We start from the raw sequence: 17,381 nt of genomic DNA, 5'->3' as shown, positions 1-17,381 counted from the left end.
GATGGGCAAGGCGCTTGCGCTTTTCTAGTCACCAGCTTCTGCTCGCTCCACCGCCGCCTGACGAACCTCCGCCCCCGGATCGGGGGCCTCCACCGCCGCCTCTGTTTACGACAGCAGCAAGCATTCGGAGAATGGTCAAGGTAAAAGCTCCTCCGAGAAAGCGGAAATCCAGGAAGATGATTCCGGCAAACATCAGGATTAAAATAAGCATGGCCAATGGTGACAGACCTTCGGTTTGATTGTATTCTATGCCTTCCGCTTCCACCTGTTTGTCCAGGTTGTATTCCTTTGAAACCTCGTTGAATAACTGTTTATAAGTATTAGTGATTGCAAGATTGATTTCATTTTGTTCCAAATAAGGCAGCGCGTAGCTGTCGAGAATCCGTCCCACTTTTCCATCAGGCAAAGCGCCTTCCAGACCGTATCCGACTTCAACTTTTATTTTGCTGTCCTGGGGTGCAAGCAGAAGCAAAACCCCATTGTCCTTTTCAGTGCTTCCGAGTCCATATTGCCGGAATGCCTGCAAGGCGTATTCTTCAACAGATTCGTTTTCCAGTGAATTGACTGTAAGCACAGCAATCTGTGCCTGTGTATGGTCATCTAAATATCTGCCGAGCTCTATCAGCTCATTCTTTTCATCGGCTGAAAGGACATGGGCAAAGTCCTGCACATAAATATCCCCTACAGGATCAGGGATATTTGCCGCTTCAACTTTAAGGCCCGTTATGGAAAAGAAAAAAAGGACAAGAAAAGAAAGGGAGAGCTGAGCCCGTCTCATCACTCTCCATTCCCTTCAAAATCAACGTTTGGAGTTTCCCCGGCCTCTGCTTGCGCTTTGAAGTACTCCTTTTTCTCAAAACCGAACACCGATGCAACGATACGCCCAGGAAATTGTCTTACTTTTTTATTATAAACTGCCACCTGGTCATTATAATCTTTCCTCGCAACAGCAATCCGGTTTTCTGTTCCGGCCAGTTCGTCCATCAGCTGGGTGAATTGCTTGTCCGCCTTTAATTCCGGATAATTTTCGGAAATGACGAGCAGCCTGCTTAGCGCGTTGGACAAAGAGGCGTCTGCATCAGCCTGTTCCTGGACTGTTTTTGCGCCGATCAGCCTTGAACGGGCATCAGCGATATCTCCCAATACTTTTTCCTCGTGTTTCGTATAGCCTTTGACGGTATTAACGAGGTTCGGAATCAAATCCGCCCTTCGCTGAAGCTGATTATCAATCTGCGAATATTTTTGTTCAACATCCTCCTCCGCATTTACAAAGCCGTTGTAGCTCCCGAACAATGGAACTAATACAAGAGCTAAAACAACCAGTACCCCAATGATGGCTCCCAATCCTTTTCTCATTCTCTTCACTCCTTACAAAAAGTATAACGGATGTACTGAAAAAAAGTTTCAGCTTTCTCTTTCTTTTATTTACCCAAATGAAGCAAAATTATCTTTTGCTTTTCATCATATAGCATGAACGAACAAGAGAAAAGTGTTACAATCTGTATAAACCTTGCGTAAGGGTACGGATTGGAGCTGAGGGAAATGAACGGTATAAAAGATCGATTGAACCGGCCTTTGCAAGACTTGAGGATATCCGTGACAGATAAATGCAATTTCCGTTGTCAATATTGCATGCCGGCTGACATTTTTGGTCCGGATTTTAAATTTTTGCCAAAGACTGAAATATTGTCATTTGAAGAAATAGAGCGTCTAGCGTCCGCTTTTAGCAAATTGGGTGTGACAAAATTGAGAATCACCGGCGGCGAACCGTTATTGCGAAAAGATGTCGCCAGTTTAATAGGCAGGTTGAAAAAGATTCCTGGTATCAAAGATATCGGACTGACAACGAACGGCGTGCTGCTTCCGAAACTGGCGAAGGATCTTGTGGATGCAGGTCTTCATAGGGTGAATGTCAGCCTTGATGCGATAGATGATGACATTTTTAAAAAAATCAACGGCAGGGGTGTCGGTTCCGATGTTGTATTGAAGGGAATTGAAGCTGCCCTGGATGCCGGTCTTGGCGTGAAGGTAAATATGGTTGTTCAAAAAGGCGTAAATGAAAGCGAAGTCATTCCGATGGCCCGCCATTTTAAAAATATGGGAGTAACTCTCCGCTATATTGAATTTATGGATGTGGGCAATTCGAATGGCTGGGATTTCAGTAAAGTGGTGACAAAAAAGGAAATGTTCGCTATGTTGTCGGACCATTTTGAACTTGAACCTGTGGATCCGAATTATTTTGGGGAAGTGGCCAAGCGCTATAAACATAAGCATACGGAGACAGAAGTTGGTTTCATTACTTCGGTTTCAGAATCGTTTTGTTCCAGTTGTACAAGGGCGCGCATTTCCGCAGACGGGAAATTTTACACTTGCCTGTTCGCTTCAAAAGGCTATGACCTGCGTGAATTAGTCCGCACATATAAGGAAGAGGAACCTTTGATCAACGAGATCAGTTCCATTTGGAATCAGCGGAGGGACCGCTATTCCGATGAGCGGACAGAAGAAAGCGCCAAGGCCAAAGAAAAAATAGAAATGTCCTATATTGGCGGATAATTTTTGGAAGGAGCCTGATGAAGCAGTGGTAGAGAGAAGGAAGCCGATTTGGATCAAGGAAGCAACTGAAAAAGTGATGGAATATAAAAAAAGGGGGGAAGGGGAGACGGTATCCATACATGAGTGTGACGATCGATATCTCTATGCTCCGCTGATAGCAGATCATGACGTGCCGCCGTTTGATCGATCCCCTTATGATGGCTTTGCATTACGGGCGAAGGATACGGAAAATGCATCCCGTGAAAATCCGTTATTGTTTGAAGTCATTGATGAAATTGGAGCGGGACAGGTCAGTCTCCAGAAGGTTGGCCAACTGGAAGCAGTCCGGATCATGACTGGGGCCCAAATTCCTGTCGGAGCGGATTGTGTCATCATGCTTGAATTGGTTAAAGAACTCACGGAAGGCGGCAAAAAATACATTGAAGTAAAAAGAACCCTTCAGGAAGGGGATAATATTTCTTTTCAGGGAGAAGACACTCAGAAGGGCAGCCCGCTGATAGATAAAGGGGAGAGGATCAACCCCGGGATCAAGGCTTTGCTGGCCACATTCGGATATGGCAAAGTGAAAGTTGCCAAAAAGCCGATTGTAGGAATTATCGCAACGGGAAGTGAACTGCTCCGCCCGGAAGATGATCTTGAACCGGGGAAAATAAGAGACAGCAACGGCTATATGATTGAATCCCAAGTCCTCCGAACAGGCGGAATCTATAAAAAATATGACAATTGTGCGGATGATTTAGAAACTCTCTATCAGGCGATGAAGACAGCTTTAGAAGAATGCGACATTGTGATTACAACCGGCGGCGTGTCCGTAGGGGATTTCGATTATTTGCCAGAAATCTATCAAAGGCTCGGGGCAAAGCTTTTATTCAATAAAATTGCCATGCGTCCGGGAAGTGTAACAAGCTGCGCTGAAATTAACGGGCAGCTGTTATTTGGGCTTTCCGGGAATCCATCGGCGTGCTATGTGGGATTTGAATTATTTGTAAAGCCTTATTTACGATATTGGATGCATTCCGACCGTCCGTATACACGGTTCATCACAGGTGTACTGAAATCAGATTTCCCGAAGCCGAATCCATTCACCAGATTTGTGCGGGGAAAGCTAAGCTATGCAGGCGGCACGGTATATGCTGAACCGGTGGGATTGGATAAATCCGGGGTTGTGACCTCTATTGCCTGGGCTGATTGTTTAATTGTGCTGCCGGGAGGAACAAGAGGATATGGAGAAAAAGACGAAGTGGATTTAATCCTTCTTGAAGACCAACAGGGAAGCGAAGTGCCATGGCAGGAAAAAAAATTATCCAAATTGTAGGATTCCAGAACAGCGGAAAAACATCATTGATTGAAAAGCTGATCAAAGCATGCCAAAAGAAGGGCATTGCAGTAGGGACAATTAAACATCACGGCCATGGAGGAACGCCCGATCGCCCGTTTTTAAATAAGGACACCGATCGGCACCGGCAGGCCGGTGCAGCGGTCACGGCAGTTGAAGGAGCGGGTGCCTTACATATAGAGGCCATGAAGGATTATTGGGAATTGGAGGATATTATTCGGATTTACGGGCAGCTGCCTGTTGATATCATCCTTGTTGAGGGATATAAAAAAATGAACAACCCGAAAGTGGTGCTTCTGCGAAATCCACAAGATGAAATCCTATTGCAACAACTGACAAACATCATTGCAGTCATTTCCCATGATCATTTAAGCTGCACACCAGCTTTCCCTATTTTCGGAAGCGATGAGATGGACCGTTTCGTTCATTGGTTCATGAAAAAAATAAATGAGACTGAAGATTAACCTTGTCCTCAGTCTCATTTATTTAAGTTAAAGGTATAAATTTTTCCCGAATTTTCTCGTCAAACAAAGGTTACGTAATGTCCAGCTTCAGCGCCTATCGACGATAAACAGGCGCTTCCGCCTTCAGTCTTAATGCAGTTTTTGCTCTACTTTCTGGCAGACCTCTTCGGCAGAAAGGCCGCTTGCTTCGATGACAGGCACCTGAGTGCTCGTCGTTTCGATTCCCATAATGTTGGAATCCATGCCAGTGACCACGCAGCAGTCCACATTGTTCAAGTCTGAAGCGTTAGAAAGGGGAATAACCTGGTAGCCCTTTTCCATAAGTGCTTGTGAAACATTGGATAAATTTTCTTCTACTCCGATTCTCATTCCCGAAAACACCTCCTTGTCTTTCTTATAATTCCAATTTTAAGCTTTTTTAAACGGTCCATATAAGCATTTTATTGGAGACCCTGACGCCGGAAATGTATAATGTTAAGCGTATTTTAAATATTGGTATTTCGTAATTTTTTAAAGTGTGGAGGAAAAAACATGGTTCAAAACTGGGAAGTTATCGTTACGAAGGGTGAGAGCGAACCGTGGTGGTTTTTCCCTGAATGGAGAAATGACATCATTGAAATGTACACATATACGGATTCAACAGCAGCGACCCAAAAATATCTGTCCCTTTTTCAGCGGTTAAAAAAAGATTTTGAAAATGTTAAAGTCAAAAAAACATCTTTGGCTGCTTTTTGGAACAATGATGATGTCTCGTATTGTGAGCATTGTGATGACGATTTACAAATATATTATGGGCTGCTGATTTTAGCAGATGGAGAGCCTTATCAACTTCCGGAAAGCTCAGAAATGCCGGATATAAAGAAAAGAGAGATAAAATGAGGGCAACTGCGAAAATAAAATCCTCAACAGCACAGAACCAGACGCCGACGGTATATGGAATCCTTTTTGCGATCAGCGCAAGCCACCTTTTGAATGATTCGATTCAATCCGTCGTACCCGCAATGAACCCGATTTTTGAACAGACGCTGAACCTTTCGTTTGCGCAGATTGGATGGATTGCCTTCGTCCTGAATATGACAGCTTCCGTCATGCAGCCTGTTTTCGGGTATTTTGCAGATAAAAGGGCAACACCTTTTATGCTGCCGGTCGGAATGTTCATGAGTATGCTTGGCTTGATCGGCTTCGCCCTTTCTCCAAATTTTTATGTCATACTGATATCTGTCTTTTTTATAGGCATCGGATCGGCCGTCTTTCATCCGGAAGGCTCACGTGTTGCCTATATGGCGGCAGGAACAAAGCGCGGGCTGGCACAGTCCATTTACCAGGTTGGCGGAAACTTCGGGCAATCGCTGGCTCCGGTTTTTACTGCATTCATTTTTGTTTCTCTTGGACAAAAAGGAGCGCTCCTGTTTACGCTGGTGACCATCACAGGAATCATGATATTGCTGTACGTCTCAAAATGGTATAAAGGACAGATCCAGGACGGAATGAAGTTCAGCCGAAAAAACAGGGTGAAGTCCCAGCAGTCCGCCGCCCCCGTACACTCAAAAATAAAGATAGCGATGGGACTGCTCGTATTTCTCGTATTCGCAAGATCATTCTATGTGGCTGGCATCAATAATTTTTATCAGTTTTATTTAATGGAAGATTACGGACTGACTGTAAGGCACGCGCAATTATATGTATTTATTTTCATGTTTGCAGGCGTTCTGGGAACGTTTTTCGGAGGCCCGCTGGCCGACCGGTTTGGGAGAAGGAACATGATCTTTCTGTCAATGGCAGGCGCCGCCCCGCTTACAATCATTTTGCCGTTTGTTCCGCTTCCATTGATTATCCCTATTTTCTTCATCATTGGTTTTATTATTTTATCAAGTTTCAGTGTGGCAGTTGTATATGCACAGGAATTGCTGCCATCCAAAGTGGGCATGGTATCCGGCTTGATTGTCGGCCTTGCATTTGGCATGGGCGCGGTGGGGGCCGTGCTGCTGGGAACATTGGCAGATATGTACAGTATCCGCTTTGTTATGATATTATGCGGTCTATTGCCTCTTGTGGGCATTTTGACATGGCTGCTTCCAAGTGATGAAAAAGTCCGGGAATTGACATCTGCAGGTAAATAGGCACTCTATACCCCGGCTGCCCCGGGGTTTTTTCATTATAAACGGAGTTCTCTATACTATTATGAAGCCCGTTTTGCTTTTGATGCGGAAGGAATTAAATAGGAGTTTAGCGAATAAGGAATGGAAAGAGGATAAGATAGGGGGGAGTGGAGTGGCGGTTCAATCAGATCCCCGCCAGCAAATGAAGCGGCGGGACGTTTTATACATGGATGTAAACGATTTGTTGCAGGAGTTGTCCGAAGGCAATCTCACTTCAGTAGAAATAACAAAAATGTATATTGACCATCTGAAGCGCGTAAACCCAAAAGTGAATTGTCTTGTGGAAGACCGTTTTTCAGAAGCATTGAAGGAGGCGGAAGAAGCTGACAGCATAATCCAAAGCGGTAAAACGAAAGGAAAACTGACAGGGATACCGATCAGCATGAAAGAATCCTTCCATGTAAAAGGAATGAAGACAACTGGCGGATTAAAACATCGCGCTGACAAGACGGAAACAGATGATGCCTGGGTGGTAGGAGCCCTGAAAAAAGAAGGTGCAATCATACTGGGGAAGAGCAATACACCAACGCTTTGCTTCTGTCAGGAAACGGATAATAAATTATATGGGAAGACAAATAACCCTTGGGATTTAAACAGGACGGCAGGGGGATCTTCCGGCGGTGAAGGAGCATTGATTGCATTAGGAGGTGCTGCAGCGGGAATTGGCTCAGATATTGGCGGCTCCATCCGCTTCCCGGCCCATTTTAATGGTGTAATCGGTTTCAAATCGGGAAATGACCGAGTTTCCGACGACGGCAGCTATCCTGAAGTAGTCCATTCTCTTCAAAAAAGAATGCTGGGAATTGGTCCGATGGTGAAATCTGTAAGGGATGCGAGGCTCATCTATCAGATAATAGCTAATCAAACTTCTGACAGCCCGTTGAATATAAATGACTTTGTCATACAAAAGCTTCCAAAAGGATCTTATTTCTTAAGTGAGGAGATGGAGCAAAAACTTCAGGAAGTTATTGACCACTTGAACAAAAGGCTGCAGGTCGAAATTGAAATTCCTCCCTTTTTTGATGAGAGTGCATTAATGTGGCAGGAAATCATGTCGTTGGACGGGGGCAAGTCAACCGCAGACGCCGCGGGATTTTCCGGAACTGGGTCAGTTGTCCGAAATTATTTGAAAGAGAAATTAACCGGGGGATCCGACTATCATTCCTATCTGACATGGGCCTTGATTGGAGCAGGTCTATTTAAGCCTGGCGCAAGGCGCATGGAGGAAATTAATCGGCTTATCGAAGAAGGAGATCATAGGATAACGGAACATTTTCATCGTAAAATCATTATATTGCCGGTTTACCACCGAACGGCTCCGTTCCATGGAGAGCTGTATGGCGAGATTTTTTCCATTAAAAAAACTTTTAAAACATACATGCCATTTGTAGCATATGCCAATGTATGGGGACTGCCGTCCCTGACCGTTCCAGCCGGAAAAGATGAAAAAGGTCTCCCGATGGGCATACAGCTTATCAGCAAAAATGGAAACGAAGAGGCACTCTTTCAACTGGGCGAGATGATTGAACAGGAGTTTGGCGGGTATGAGCGCTGCGTTTTACATGATTAGTGCATTTCAACATTTTTTTTGAAAGAAATCCATGGTAAAATGAGCATCAGAACGAGGAAAAGGAGAAAGCAACGGGGGAGTAATGATCAACAAACAAATAGAAATTAAAGAGTTGATTCAATCAACATTGACAAAAGCGGGTATGGATTTGGATGTTAAGGAAGAGCGTTGCGGAATCAACATGAGCTATAATTTTATTCTTCATTATGTAGGTTTCGATGTAGAACGGATCAAATCAGCCATAAAAGAAGTTCCAGCGGCTATTTCCCTTGAAGACTATATCAAAACGTTCTCTCTTCATGAAGGAGGGCATGCAGTTGACCGCAAAGCTTTGCTTGCGTCATTGGACAGAACAATTGAAATTCATGAAATGAAACAAAAACACCCGATTGGAGACCAGTATAACAATCCGCATCTGCTGTGTATGCTGATCGAGGAGCATCAAATGAATATCGGTTTTGAGGAAACGGCATGGAAAAATGCTGAAAAGTTGAACAGAAAATATAGAATCGTTGATTCGATGGTTTTTGAATTTCTTAAAAACCAGAGTTTAAAAACATACATTGATTCCTATGAAAAAGATTTAAATATATTTGAAAGGCTTGTGAACAGCAAGAGTGAACAAATCGCATAAAATAAGCTTCAGCAAGCAACAGCGGCTGAAGCTTTTTTTATGCAGTTCCCGTTTCTTAAATGGGACAAATTTCAAAAAAATAAAGGGTTTAAAAACCTGATTTGCCAAGCACTATAAACGGTAGTATAATCTTTACGCAACCTACTTTTGTATCTTGCAAATATAAATAATAGGTGGTAGTAAAAAATGACAACAAGCAAAGAGTACAGAGTTTTATTGTATTATCATTACGTAACGATTGATGATCCGGAGGAGTTCGCAAAACAGCACCTGAAATTCTGCAAAGAGACGGGGCTGAAAGGCAGGATCCTTGTAGCAAATGAAGGGATCAACGGCACTGTTTCCGGAACCGTTGAACAAACTGACCGGTATATGGAAATGATGAAGGCGGATCCGCGCTTTGCGGATATGGCTTTTAAAATAGACGAAGCAGACAAGCATGCGTTTAAAAAGATGCATGTCCGTCCGCGCAAAGAATTGGTCACCCTCCGCTTGGAGGATGACATCGATCCAAGACAACTGACAGGCAAATATTTAAGCCCGCAGGAATTCTATGAAGCGATGCAGGAAGAGGATACTGTCGTCCTTGACGCACGCAATGATTATGAATATGATCTCGGACATTTCAGGGGGGCTATCCGCCCTGATATAAAAGCATTCAGGGAGCTGCCGGACTGGGTCCGTAAAAATAAAGATAAATTAGAAGGAAAGAAAATCTTGACCTACTGCACGGGCGGCATCCGCTGTGAGAAGTTCTCAGGCTGGCTCGTAAAGGAAGGTTTCGAAGATGTATCCCAGCTTCACGGCGGAATCGTCACATACGGAAAAGACCCTGAAGTCCAAGGAGAGCTTTGGGACGGAAAATGTTATGTCTTTGACGAAAGGATTTCTGTTCCTGTCAACCGCAAGGAACATGTTATTGTGGGCAGGGACTATTTTGACGGAGAGCCTTGTGAAAGATACGTAAACTGTGCGAATCCAGAGTGCAACAGGCAATTCCTTTGCTCGGAGGAGAACGAGCATAAATATTTGCGCAGCTGTTCTGACGAGTGCCGGGTGCATCCTCGAAATCTTTATGTCAAGGAGCACAACCTGACCGAAGAAGAGGTCAATGACCGGATTAAAAAGCTGGAAGAAGAAAAAGCATTGAACGTTTAAAGATGGGACCCGTTCATCGATAAGATGGCGGGTTCTTCTTTTTTTAAAGGAAAGCGGGAAGTATAAATTTTTTCAAAGAAATTCGTATAAAATTATTGGCTTTGTCCAGCTCCAGCGCCCAGCGACTAGCAAACTTCGCCCTCCTTTCCTCGAAAAAGCTTCGCTTTTTCTGCGTGGATGTTTATTCGAGGAAGAGGGCTCAGAGCACTACGATAAGTCAACATCGGCTCCGACGGACAGGACGTCCTAGTGCAGGCGAAGCTACAGGATGTCGCGTCCTCAGCCTGCCTTCGTCGCCGTGTTGTCCGGCTGCGAGTGCCATCGGCTCGAGGTCATAAGCCAATCGCTGCTGAAGGCAAACTACGCCTTCTTCAGCGCTCGTCTTATGCTTGTCGCCGTTAAGCAGGCACTCTCCGCCTTTCCTTATCCTTTATCTCATTGCGGAGTGCTCCAGTGTCTAGCTTCAGACGGCAGGGGCTCGAGGTCGCTTCGGTCAATCCAATGAAGTCAAAGAACGACTTCACTGGATTGCCCTTCAGCGCTTGTCGCCCCTAAACAGCCGTCTTCCGCATTTCCGTTTGTACGTCGCTAAAAGGGCGCTTGCGCTTTTCTTACATCATGTGTGTATGCGATAATGGACATATTGTTACATAGAAAGAAGAGAGGGGAAGTTATGGTAAAAGAGAAATGGTTCAAGATAGGAACCGGCATTATTATGGCTTTTTTGATCATTTATCTGGGAACAAAGGTCAGTTTTATCTTTACCCCGTTGGTGATCATTATACAAACGTTATTTCCTCCCATTGTCATCAGCGGAATCCTTTATTATTTGCTGCGCCCCGTTGTCAATCTGCTGGCAAAGAAAATACCGCGGACTTTGGCAATCATCCTTGTTTTTGTCGGGATTGCCGGCGTGATGACAGCGGCGGTCTTCGTGATTGGCCCTGAACTGCAAAGACAGTATAATCTTTTTGTGAAAAATCTTCCTGCTTATTCAAAGAACATTCAGGAGTGGGCTTTGTCCATCATGGATAAAGACTGGTTCCAACGCTTCCAGGAGAATAATTATCTCTCCGTGGAAAAAATTACGGCCTATTTGGAAAATAATGCAAAAAACATGCTCCAGGATGCCGGAATAAAAATTGCCAGCACTGTCGGCTTTGTTGCCAATATTATCATGGTGCTCGTACTTGTGCCGTTTGTTTTATTTTTTATCCTAAAGGACGGAAAACAAGCGCCGACTTTTTTATTGAAGATTCTTCCCAAAAAACATCAAAATGAAGCCGTTAATATTTTGAAAGATATGGACGAAGCTTTGAGCGCATACATACAAGGGCAATTGATCGTAAGCTTTTGCGTGGGATTGACCGCCTATATCGGCTATGTAATCATCGGGCTTGATTATTCCCTTGTTCTTGGCGTTGTAGCTATGGTTACGAATGTGATTCCGTTTATCGGGCCATGGATCGGAACATTTCCGGCAGTGATTGTCGGATTGCTGGACAGCCCTTTCAAGGCACTGCTTGTCATCATTGTGGTGGTCATTGTCCAACAACTTGACAGCAATATAACCTCTCCGCTTGTTATGGGGAAAAAGCTGAACATCCACCCATTGACCATCATTTTTGTCTTGTTGGTAGCAGGAAAATTCGGAGGACTGCTTGGTTTGATATTTGCCGTTCCCGTATATGCACTTTTGAAGGTCATTGTCAGTCATATGTACCAATACGTCAGACTTGATTGAACCCGGAATTTTTTTCATCTAATAATTGAGGCGTTTACTCATAAAATAGAAACGTTCTCAGGAACAATGATCAATGGAGGGATCGTTCATGACTGTTATCAATAACGTAAAACAGACACTTACAGGCTTGAAAAGCGCCCAGGCAAGCCTGGAAGGATTTGCACTTCAGACGGATAACAAGCAAGCCAAGCAATTGTATCAGATGGCTGCACAGCAAACGCAGGCCGTCGTTGATGCCCTCGAACCGCGAGTTCAGGAAATCATGCAGGAAGAGCCGCAATATAACGAATAATCTTTTAAAAAAGGAACAGAACAAAGCTGCTTCTGTTCCTTTTTTCAAAGTAAGGAGGTAAGTGGTTTGACTGTCATTTCCGATGTGAAAACAACGCTTGCGACGATGAAAGGAATACAGGCTTCATTCAGCAAGTTAGCCATGACAAGTACGGATCAGGAAGCCAAAAAAATTTTTCACGAGTGCATGATGGAAACAGAGCCCATTATCTCTGATTTGCAAAAGCGGGTGGAATATATGATGGCAGAAGAGCTGCAATACAAAAACTCCTGAGAGGAGGCTAGAGTTTGGATATTCCCCAATGGCTGAATATTATAATCCGATCAGTTATTTTGGTGATCGTTTTATTTTTACTGACAAAATGGCTGGGAAAGAAGCAGCTGTCGCAATTATCCTTCTTTGAGTATGTAGCCGGCATTACAATAGGCAGTATTGCAGCTGAAATCTCGACAGGGTTGGAAACAAACTTTTTCCACGGCATATATAGTATGATTGTATGGACAGCCATCCCATTCTTCGCCGGTTTGCTTGCGATCAAAAGTAAAAAGGCAAGGGATTTTATTGAAGGCCGGGAAACAGTTGTAATCAAAGATGGAAAAATTCAAGAGGAAAATTTGACAAAGCAGAAGTACACTGTAGATGAGTTGCTTCACCTTTTAAGAAAAAAGAATGCTTTTCAAGTTTCCGATGTTGAATTTGCAGTTCTTGAAGCAAACGGCGATTTGAACATATTGCTTAAAAAAGAAAAACAGCCGGTGACTCCCCAGGATTTGGGACTGGAGACAGCCCCTGTAAAAGTCCCGGAAACAGTCATATTGGAAGGACAGATTATAGATTCCGGCCTTGCAGCATGCGGATTAACGAGGGAATGGCTGGATGCAGAGCTGCAAAAGCTTGGTATCGTTCTCGACAACGTCTTCATAGGACAGGTGGATGCCTATGGCCAGTTCACAGCAGATTTGTATGACGATAAAATCCAATTGCCGAAGCCCCAGGAAAAACCATTGCTGCTGAGCTCATTAAAAAAATGCCAGGCCGATTTTGAAAGCTTTGCGTTGGCAACGGAAAATGAAGAGGCCAAACAAATGTATAAAAAGCACTCGGAGAAATTGGCAGACATGATCAAAAAATCGGAATATCTGCTTGTAAATTAGAAAGGGTCATCCGCTATGGACGACCCTTTGATTTATGCATACATCTCTTCAATCAGATTTTGCAGTTGTTCGCTTTCCAAATATTCATTGTAGGTCATGTATTTATCGACAATCCCCGACGGTGTCAATTCGATAATCCGGTTGGCGATCGTTTCGATGAACTGATGATCATGTGAAGTGAATATCAATGACCCTTTAAAGTTGATCAATCCGTTGTTCAACGCTGTGATGGATTCCAGGTCCAAATGGTTTGTCGGTTCATCCAGCAGGAGTACGTTGGCTCCGCTCAGCATCATTTTTGACAGCATGCACCGCACTTTTTCTCCACCGGAAAGAACCGAAGCTTTTTTCAATGCTTCTTCACCCGAAAAAAGCATCCGTCCGAGGAAACCCCGCAAGAAGCTTTCAGTTTCATCCTGTGGTGAATATTGTCTGAGCCAGTCAATGAGGTTCAGCTCGACACCTTCGAAGAATTCTGTATTGTCTTTCGGGAAATAAGATTGGGAAGTAGTGACACCCCATTTATAGCTCCCGCTATCAGGCTCCATTTCTCCGGAAAGAATTTGCAGCAAGGCGGTTTTGGCGATCTCATTTTTTCCGAGAAGAACAACCTTGTCATCTTTATTCAAAGTAAAACTGATATTGTCCAAAACCTTTACGCCGTCAACCGTTTTTGACAGATTGCTCACTGTAAGCAAATCGTTCCCGATTTCCCTTTCGGGTGTAAATGCCACATATGGATAGCGTCTGGAAGATGGCTTTATATCATCAAGGGTGATTTTTTCAAGAAGTTTTTTCCTGGACGTCGCCTGTTTGGACTTTGAAGCATTGGCGCTGAATCTGGCAATAAATGTCTGGAGCTCTTTGATTTTTTCTTCCTTCTTTTTATTGGCTTCCTGAGCCATTTTCTGCGCCAATTGGCTTGATTCATACCAAAAATCATAGTTTCCGACATAAATTTGGATGTTGCTGAAGTCAAGGTCCGCTATATGGGTGCAAACCTTGTTAAGGAAATGCCGGTCGTGGGATACAACAATGACTGTATTCTCGAAGTTGATCAAAAACTCTTCCAGCCATTGGATCGCCTTGATGTCCAAATGGTTTGTCGGCTCGTCAAGCAGTAGAATATCTGGCTTCCCGAATAATGCTTGTGCAAGGAGAACTTTTACTTTTTCGGCCCCTGACAGTTCGCCCATCTTTTTATTGTGAAGCTCTTCACCTATTCCAAGGCCTTTTAGTAAAATAGCTGCTTCGGATTCCGCTTCCCATCCGTTCAGCTCCGCAAATTCCCCTTCAAGCTCCGCAGCACGCATTCCGTCTTCCTCTGTAAAATCTGGTTTCATATAGATGGCGTCTTTTTCCTGCATGATTTCATACAGACGGGTGTGTCCCATTATGACAACTTGAAGCACTTCCACTTCTTCATATTCGAAATGATCCTGTTTCAAGACGGCGAGACGATCATTTGGAGAAATGGAAACAGTGCCGGTCTGCGCTTCAATTTCACCTGCAAGAATTTTAAGAAACGTTGATTTGCCGGCCCCGTTTGCACCAATCAGGCCATAGCAATTGCCGGGGGTGAACTTGACATTTATATTTTCAAACAGCTTCCGGTCTCCAAAACGAAGACCAATATTATTTACGGTAATCAAATTATCATAACCTCCACAAGAAATTCCTGTTTATTATAACATTTTTCATCAGCGGCTGGTATGGGGTCTGACCCATTGTCGAGTTTCCCCGAACACTCGCTTCTTCCATTTATTTTTTTTATTCCATAAATGGGGTATAATAGGAAGGATAACAAGAAAGGGGATCTTAAATTCATGGCTTATAGAAGAGGGCCTCAGGAGCCTGTTCCTGAAGAGGAAACAATCGTTTGGTCATGTACGAATGAACAATGTTCTTGTTGGATGAGGGATGCCTTTTCTACAGAAAATAAAACGACTTGTCCGATTTGTAAATCGGAAATGGCACAGGAAACCAGAGTTTTGCCTGTCATCTCGTAATTTCACAATGCAGCTGTTCCGCTCTTTTGCCGGAGCGGCCTTTTTTATATTGTCTAGCTCCAGCGCCTATCGACTAGCAGACTTCGCACCTCCTCCTACGATAAGTCAACATCGGCTCGTTCCTCGCCGTGTTTCCTTTATCTCGTCGGAGACACTCCAGTCTGTACGTCGATGGGCAAGGCGCTTGCGCTTTTCTTATGTTCTGCACATTTTTCAGCCAAAATGGGGAAACTGAAATATAGAAAGATTTATTAGGAGGGTAAATCCATGACTAGTGAGCATGCAAATAACAATTCCCTGCCCCATGATCCGAGATCCTATTGGATAGATTCAATAGAAACACCGGCTTTTCCGGCGCTTGAAAAAGACATCGAGACAGAGGTGGCCATCGTTGGCGGAGGAATATCAGGCATTACAACCGCATTTTTGCTTGCAAAGGAAGGTTTAAAAGTAACGATTTTGGAGTCAACCCGGTTATTAAAGGGAACGACGGGGCATACGACAGCAAAAGTTACAGCGCAGCACGGCCTTATATATGATGAACTGATCGGCCACCTCGGGGTGGACAGTACGAAGCTCTATTATTCGGCAAACGAGGATGCGGCTGCTTTTATTGAAAATTATATCAGGGAGCATGGCATCGACTGTGACTATCAAAAGGAAAGCGCTTATATATTCTCCACCACCGAAAGTGACAGGCAGAGCCTTGAGAATGAAGCGAAAGCCTATGAAAAACTAGGGATTGACGGGGGATTCATTGACAATATCTCGTTACCGGTTACTGCGATTGGTGCAGTGGAGATGAAAAATCAGGCACAGTTTCACCCGCTGAAGTATTTGGCTCATATGGTAAAGGAAATCACCGAACAGGGCGTTCAGATTTTTGAAGGAACAACGGCAGTCAATATGGAGCATGGGGATCCGGCGGTCATTCATATGAGAAACGGCATAAAAGTAAAGGCTAAGTATGTTGTTTCGGCCTCCCATTTTCCGTTCCATGACGGGAAGGGATATTTTGCACGCCTGTATCCAAAACGATCCTATGTGATAGCTGTAAAACCGGAGAAAAGCTTTCCGGGCGGCATGTATATTTCGGCGGACAAGCCTACCAGGTCATTCAGAAGTGTCAAAATCAACGGGGAAGACATGCTCCTCGTCATTGGAGACAGCCATAAAACCGGCCAGGGTGTTCCCGAAATAGAACATTATGAAGCCTTGGAAAAAGAGGCCCTGAAAACTTTTGGTGCACAACAAGTTTTATACAGATGGTCCGCCCAGGATCTTGTAACACCTGATAAGGTCCCTTATATTGGACGCATTTCAGAAAGCCACGATAATGTCTTTGTGGCAACCGGCTTCAGAAAATGGGGAATGGCACACGGAACCCTGTCCGGGATGTTGATCAGGGATTTGATAACCGGCAGGGACAACCCATATGAAAAGCTCTATGCTCCTTCAAGATTTCCCTTGGATCCAAGTATTAAAACTATGGTGAAAGAAAATATGAATGTGGCCGCCCAGTTAATCAGCGGAAAATTCGAGCGTCCCGACAAAGAAATAAAAGATATCCAGCAGGATGAAGGTGCAGTGATTACAATCAAGGGAAAAAGGGCAGGGGCTTATAAAGACAACAGCGGGGAACTGTTTGTTGTGGATACGACCTGCACCCATATGGGATGTGAAGTCAATTGGAACAGCGGTGATAAAACTTGGGACTGCCCTTGCCATGGTTCAAGGTTCGCTTATGATGGCGAAGTGATTGAAGGGCCTGCGGATCAGCCATTAAAAAGGATTGATCCTGAAAAGATTGATTATTCCACATCGACATAATAGATGCAGCCTCCTTCAATTGGCTTTTATTCATATTTCCTGAATAAGAAGCCAAAGCGGGACCCACAATAAGAACAGTTCAAAGCAGGGCTTTGAACAAATTGGGATGAACAGGAGGCTGTAAAATGAGAAAGTTTTGGTCAACAATGCTCGCAGCGGCCGGAATCAGTGCTGCGGCCTACGGCTTGAGCAAATATCGGAATGGAAAATATATGAAGCCTGTTAAAAACATGCTGAACAGTGCTAAGGACATGTTCCAGAATTCCGGGGGTGCAGCCAATAATCCATTGATGGAAATATCAAAAGAACTTGCTCCAAGCGAGCTGATGAACAATCAAAGAAAAAAACGAGGCAAAACATCCCATTAATCCCAAGCTAAAAGTCATCCCGGCTCCCTGTCAAGACGCAGGGAGCTTCGTTTATTTATCCCGGATGAAATTTCGCAATTCATTATTATGTGAAATTTTGATAGAATGAG

Annotated in this window: 19 protein-coding genes; 15 read left to right on the top strand and 4 right to left on the bottom strand. The window is 44.1% G+C overall.

Annotated elements, in window-relative coordinates; genetic code table 11:
- Positions 1–28: 28 nt before the first annotated feature.
- Together D4N35_RS11865 and D4N35_RS11860 are read right to left on the bottom strand one after the other, a co-directional pair.
- The gene (locus D4N35_RS11865) at positions 29–778 is read right to left on the bottom strand and encodes a TPM domain-containing protein (RefSeq protein ID WP_120073844.1); all 750 of its coding nucleotides are present in this window, start codon (positions 776–778) and stop codon (positions 29–31) included.
- Complete coding sequence (locus D4N35_RS11860; RefSeq protein WP_120073842.1) at positions 778–1,356, bottom strand: LemA family protein; 579 nt, start codon at positions 1,354–1,356, stop codon at positions 778–780. Before D4N35_RS11860 ends, D4N35_RS11865 begins: the two co-directional genes overlap by 1 nt.
- A 186-nt stretch (positions 1,357–1,542) precedes the next feature.
- On the opposite strand from D4N35_RS11860, the gene moaA reads away from it, so the two are divergent.
- Genes moaA through mobB form a run of 3 tightly spaced genes read left to right on the top strand, consistent with a single transcriptional unit; the run spans position 1,543 to position 4,353 of the window.
- On the top strand, positions 1,543–2,553 hold the full coding sequence (gene moaA / locus D4N35_RS11855) for a GTP 3',8-cyclase MoaA (RefSeq protein WP_120073840.1): 1,011 nt from the start codon (positions 1,543–1,545) through the stop codon (positions 2,551–2,553).
- A gap of 25 nt (positions 2,554–2,578) precedes the next feature.
- Positions 2,579–3,868 carry a molybdopterin molybdotransferase MoeA gene (locus tag D4N35_RS11850; RefSeq protein ID WP_120073856.1) on the top strand — a complete coding sequence of 430 codons (1,290 nt, stop codon included), beginning with the start codon at positions 2,579–2,581 and terminating at the stop codon, positions 3,866–3,868.
- A complete protein-coding gene (gene mobB, locus D4N35_RS11845) occupies positions 3,838–4,353 on the top strand; it encodes a molybdopterin-guanine dinucleotide biosynthesis protein B (protein WP_120073838.1) in 516 nt (171 codons plus the stop codon). The genes D4N35_RS11850 and mobB overlap by 31 nt, the downstream gene beginning before the upstream one ends.
- Before the next feature lie 129 nt (positions 4,354–4,482).
- Here mobB and D4N35_RS11840 read toward each other — a convergent pair whose 3' ends face one another.
- Positions 4,483–4,722: a YkuS family protein gene (locus D4N35_RS11840; protein ID WP_120073836.1), complete on the bottom strand. Its 240-nt coding sequence runs from the start codon at positions 4,720–4,722 to the stop codon at positions 4,483–4,485.
- A gap of 162 nt (positions 4,723–4,884) precedes the next feature.
- Here D4N35_RS11840 and D4N35_RS11835 point away from each other — a divergent pair, with 162 nt between their 5' ends.
- From D4N35_RS11835 to D4N35_RS11795, 9 genes are all read left to right on the top strand, one after another.
- Positions 4,885–5,232: a DUF1033 family protein gene (locus D4N35_RS11835; protein WP_120073834.1), complete on the top strand. Its 348-nt coding sequence runs from the start codon at positions 4,885–4,887 to the stop codon at positions 5,230–5,232.
- Complete coding sequence (locus D4N35_RS11830) at positions 5,229–6,473, top strand: MFS transporter (RefSeq protein WP_120073832.1); 1,245 nt, start codon at positions 5,229–5,231, stop codon at positions 6,471–6,473. The genes D4N35_RS11835 and D4N35_RS11830 overlap by 4 nt, the downstream gene beginning before the upstream one ends.
- A gap of 151 nt (positions 6,474–6,624) precedes the next feature.
- On the top strand, positions 6,625–8,082 hold the full coding sequence (locus D4N35_RS11825; RefSeq protein ID WP_235870376.1) for an amidase: 1,458 nt from the start codon (positions 6,625–6,627) through the stop codon (positions 8,080–8,082).
- Positions 8,083–8,164: 82 nt separating this feature from the next.
- A complete protein-coding gene (locus D4N35_RS11820; RefSeq protein WP_120073829.1) occupies positions 8,165–8,716 on the top strand; it encodes an integrase in 552 nt (183 codons plus the stop codon).
- A gap of 186 nt (positions 8,717–8,902) precedes the next feature.
- Entirely contained in the window at positions 8,903–9,874 is a 972-nt protein-coding gene (trhO, locus tag D4N35_RS11815) for an oxygen-dependent tRNA uridine(34) hydroxylase TrhO (RefSeq protein ID WP_120073827.1), read from the top strand.
- Between the two features lie 673 nt (positions 9,875–10,547).
- Entirely contained in the window at positions 10,548–11,618 is a 1,071-nt protein-coding gene (locus D4N35_RS11810; RefSeq protein ID WP_120073825.1) for an AI-2E family transporter, read from the top strand.
- Between the two features lie 88 nt (positions 11,619–11,706).
- The gene (locus tag D4N35_RS11805) at positions 11,707–11,910 is read left to right on the top strand and encodes a DUF1657 domain-containing protein (protein WP_120073823.1); all 204 of its coding nucleotides are present in this window, start codon (positions 11,707–11,709) and stop codon (positions 11,908–11,910) included.
- A 66-nt stretch (positions 11,911–11,976) separates the two neighbouring features.
- Complete coding sequence (locus tag D4N35_RS11800) at positions 11,977–12,183, top strand: DUF1657 domain-containing protein (protein ID WP_120073821.1); 207 nt, start codon at positions 11,977–11,979, stop codon at positions 12,181–12,183.
- A gap of 20 nt (positions 12,184–12,203) precedes the next feature.
- Positions 12,204–13,064: a DUF421 domain-containing protein gene (locus D4N35_RS11795; protein ID WP_120073852.1), complete on the top strand. Its 861-nt coding sequence runs from the start codon at positions 12,204–12,206 to the stop codon at positions 13,062–13,064.
- Between the two features lie 32 nt (positions 13,065–13,096).
- Here the strand turns inward: D4N35_RS11795 and D4N35_RS11790 are convergent, their stop codons facing one another.
- Positions 13,097–14,716 (bottom strand): ABC-F family ATP-binding cassette domain-containing protein, encoded by a 1,620-nt coding sequence (locus D4N35_RS11790; protein ID WP_120073819.1) that lies wholly within the window; start codon positions 14,714–14,716, stop codon positions 13,097–13,099.
- A gap of 129 nt (positions 14,717–14,845) precedes the next feature.
- Between D4N35_RS11790 and D4N35_RS11785 the strand changes: the two genes are divergently transcribed.
- From D4N35_RS11785 to D4N35_RS11775, 3 genes are all read left to right on the top strand, one after another.
- A complete protein-coding gene (locus D4N35_RS11785) occupies positions 14,846–15,073 on the top strand; it encodes a cold-shock protein (RefSeq protein WP_328591083.1) in 228 nt (75 codons plus the stop codon).
- A gap of 267 nt (positions 15,074–15,340) precedes the next feature.
- On the top strand, positions 15,341–16,903 hold the full coding sequence (locus D4N35_RS11780) for an FAD-dependent oxidoreductase (protein WP_120073815.1): 1,563 nt from the start codon (positions 15,341–15,343) through the stop codon (positions 16,901–16,903).
- 125 nt (positions 16,904–17,028) lie between these two features.
- A complete protein-coding gene (locus D4N35_RS11775; RefSeq protein WP_120073813.1) occupies positions 17,029–17,271 on the top strand; it encodes a hypothetical protein in 243 nt (80 codons plus the stop codon).
- Positions 17,272–17,381: the final 110 nt, after the last annotated feature.

Source organism: Siminovitchia fortis, from assembly GCF_003605365.2.
Lineage (GTDB): Bacteria > Bacillota > Bacilli > Bacillales > Bacillaceae_C > Siminovitchia > Siminovitchia fortis.
This window is presented reverse-complemented; position numbering and strand designations above follow the sequence as displayed.